Source organism: Peribacillus sp. NPDC060253 (genome assembly GCF_042727425.1).
Lineage (GTDB): Bacteria > Bacillota > Bacilli > Bacillales > DSM-1321 > Peribacillus.
The window spans coordinates 1-1,511 of the sequence record NZ_JBHXAS010000270.1 but is presented as its reverse complement, the minus strand read 5'-3'; the positions used below and the strand labels follow the sequence as shown (position 1 = coordinate 1,511).

Annotated in this window: 4 protein-coding genes; 1 reads left to right on the top strand and 3 read right to left on the bottom strand. The window is 35.5% G+C overall.

All coding sequences use genetic code 11. The features are described from left to right. Window positions 1–242: hypothetical protein (locus ACFWE9_RS26920; RefSeq protein WP_377359675.1), on the top strand; the 242-nt coding region annotated here is incomplete at its 5' end. A gap of 243 nt (window positions 243–485) precedes the next feature. On the opposite strand, the gene ACFWE9_RS26915 is transcribed toward ACFWE9_RS26920, so the two are convergent. From ACFWE9_RS26915 to ACFWE9_RS26905, 3 genes are all read right to left on the bottom strand, one after another. Beyond that, window positions 486–806, bottom strand: a complete 321-nt coding sequence (locus tag ACFWE9_RS26915; protein WP_377359673.1) for a DMT family transporter — start codon at window positions 804–806, stop codon at window positions 486–488. A 40-nt stretch (window positions 807–846) separates the two neighbouring features. Beyond that, entirely contained in the window at window positions 847–1,176 is a 330-nt protein-coding gene (locus ACFWE9_RS26910; protein WP_377359671.1) for a DMT family transporter, read from the bottom strand. A gap of 29 nt (window positions 1,177–1,205) precedes the next feature. Beyond that, window positions 1,206–1,511: HAD hydrolase family protein (locus ACFWE9_RS26905; RefSeq protein ID WP_377359669.1), on the bottom strand; the 306-nt coding region annotated here is incomplete at its 5' end.

The window sequence follows — 1,511 nt, the reverse complement described above, 5'->3', positions numbered from 1 at the left end:
TCTTAATAGATATTGTTATACTACCATTTCAAATATTGACTGTAAATATTGAAAATACAAAAAAAATATTATTCTCTATTAGCGAGTGTTCCAGAAGAAGAACAAAGAGCCAAGATGTTCGAGGAACAATAGTCTTGAGGGCCGGATTTGCACAAGATAAGGAAAACTATGAAAACGATTCATCAATCATAGGAAAGTGTTTGCTTTTTGAGGAAGTGCACGACTTTAGCAGAAGATCATAAAAAAGCGACACTACGTTATTGAAGTATCGCACCTGTATGTTAAATTATGAAAAATACAAAAATGGAAGTAGAGATTATGGCAGTTGTAAATGGTCATGCGAATGGAGGTCGAAGCGTTTATTTAAGTGAAGATCTAGATCAGTATGCAGCATTCTTTAATCTTGAATAGTTTTCATCTCCCTTCTCCTCCATAGATAATACCTTTTTCTTTATCTACTTATTTCCATGTAAAAAACCCTGACCTTAATGTCCAGAAGTCATTTTAATACCTACAGCCCCTGTAATAATACACATCATAAATAGGGTTAATCTTAAACTTCTAGGTTCATTAAAGAAGATCATTCCTGCTAAAACACTTCCAACAGAGCCAATACTGGTCCATATTGCATATGCAGTCCCCACTGGAATTGAAGTTAATGACAAAGATAGAAAATAAAAGCTTAAACTCCCCAAAAAAAGACAAGCTACAGAGGGAAGCAATTTTTTAAACCCGTTTGCACGTTTCAGGCTTATAACACTACCAATCTCGGCAAATCCGGCAATAAGAAGAAAAAACCAAGCCATTGAATCACCCCCTAACCTTAAATAAATCATTTCATTTCCTTTAATGTTTTGGTTGTGCTGGATTGATTTTTATTCCAATTATCCCTAATATCATTAAAGCTATAAAAAATACTTTCAGTGGATTAATGGTCTCTCCCAAAAAAAGCATCCCAATTACTACCGTTCCCACCGTTCCCAATCCAGTAAAAATGGAGTAACCAGTTCCTAAGGGAATTGAATGTAAAGCTTTTGAAAGTAAAAAGAAACTAAAGATTATAATAACTACAGTTACTATACTAGGTATAATTTTGGTGAATCCGTGTGAATATTTAAGACCGATTACCCAGACGATTTCCAAAAGCCCCGCCATTATGATATATATCCATGCCATATTATCGCTCTCTCCTTCGGCATTGACACTTATTTTTGAACCACGAAGGTATCCATATATCGATAAATCGCATAAGCTACCCCATTCTCATCATTTTTAAGGGTTGTCGTTGTACAAACAGCTTTTATGACATCTTTCGCATTTCCCATCGCTACGCTGTATCCAACTTTCTGGAACATGGATAAATCATTGTTGCTGTCCCCGATTGCCATAGCCTGATCTAAGGAGCCATTCAGCAAGAAAGCCAATTTTTCAAGGGCCATTCCTTTTGAAGCTCTTTTACTAGTCATTTCAATGTTGTGATCAGCAGATGAAACAACCATCAACTCATCAAA

Bases quoted from the DNA above. Each gene is read 5' to 3' on its own strand.
- ACFWE9_RS26915 (WP_377359673.1), bottom strand. From the start codon at position 806: ATGGCTTGGTTTTTTCTTCTTATTGCCGGATTTGCCGAGATTGGTAGT.
- ACFWE9_RS26910 (WP_377359671.1), bottom strand. From the start codon at position 1,176: ATGGCATGGATATATATCATAATGGCGGGGCTTTTGGAAATCGTCTGG.